Source organism: Pseudomonas sp. NPDC090592 (assembly GCF_044769185.1).
In the GTDB taxonomy this organism is placed as follows: domain Bacteria; phylum Pseudomonadota; class Gammaproteobacteria; order Pseudomonadales; family Pseudomonadaceae; genus Aquipseudomonas.
Genome location: NZ_JBIVXJ010000071.1, coordinates 1 through 1,052, shown reverse-complemented (window position 1 = coordinate 1,052; position 1,052 = coordinate 1). Strand labels below are relative to the sequence as shown.

General features: G+C 56.4%; 1 protein-coding gene. It reads right to left on the bottom strand.

The window, feature by feature from the left end:
* The coding region (locus ACIQUI_RS28435; protein WP_403204419.1) for an IS110 family transposase at nt 1-803 on the bottom strand (803 nt) is incomplete at its 3' end.
* Nucleotides 804-1,052: the final 249 nt, after the last annotated feature.

Here is a 1,052-nt window from a genome sequence, read left to right as displayed (position 1 = left end):
ACAGTGCCTGACATCCACAAGCCCGCACGCAGCCTTGAGGCGCCCGTACGCGAGATGGTGCTCTGACCTATGAACTCTCCCGATTGCTGAACTACCGGGTTCAGGCCTGAGAACGCGACAATCGCAGAGGGGCTTTGGTATTTCAGTGGATCGCCCAACTCGGCGAGCAGCAACGTAGCAGTGGTGTCACCCAAACCATCAATCGAGGTAATCAGATCACGTCGCTTGCGCAGGTCTGGATCATCATCGATCGTCTGCTCAATGGCCTTCCTGGTCTTTTCCAGCTCTTCGGTGATGTGCCCGATGACGTCCTGAATCGACTGCTGTACCGCATCTTGTGCGACATCCAAACGATTCTGCTCCATCTGACGCATTTCCTTGAGGTCGTCCAGCCGCCGCACCAAAGCACGCAAGCGGCGCTGTGCAGGGGGCTCAGGCTCCCACTGGCGAAGCGAGACAGCCTTTTGTTGGCCGTAGGCAGCAATGACCTTGGCGTCAGCCTTGTCGGTTTTAACGCGCCGGAGCTCTACGTCAGCAAATTTTGCGATTACCGCCGGGTTCAGAATGCACACCCGATAACCTTGGTTGTGACAGTGCTCGGCCAACGCTTCGTGATAGGTGCCTGTAGCCTCCATAACGATCCAGGCGCCTGGTTCGGCATGACGCTCAAGCCAGTCGCTGAACTGCTTGAATCCTCCAGGATCGTTGGTGAGCTTGGCTTTGGTGCGCGTCTTGCCGTTGGGAAGCGGGGTGGCAATGTCGAAAGATTTTTTGGCGACATCAACGCCAACAAAGACGGACATGATCTCCTCCTTCAAACTGCGAAAGTCGATCACCCTACACTCAGTTCAACCTTGTTAATGCGTGCTCACGCCGGGGGCGGGCACTAGATACCGTTCGAACTAATCGAGTGGGGTTGGAAGGCCAGAGCGTTATCTACAGTGCGGGCTCGATGCCCTTGGAGCGGCTCGGCTTCAAGGCCTTCCCTCGATGATCAGTCGAGAACTTTCGCCTTTTGAGAGGCGAAAGTCGAGATACAAGGAGCGGCCTTG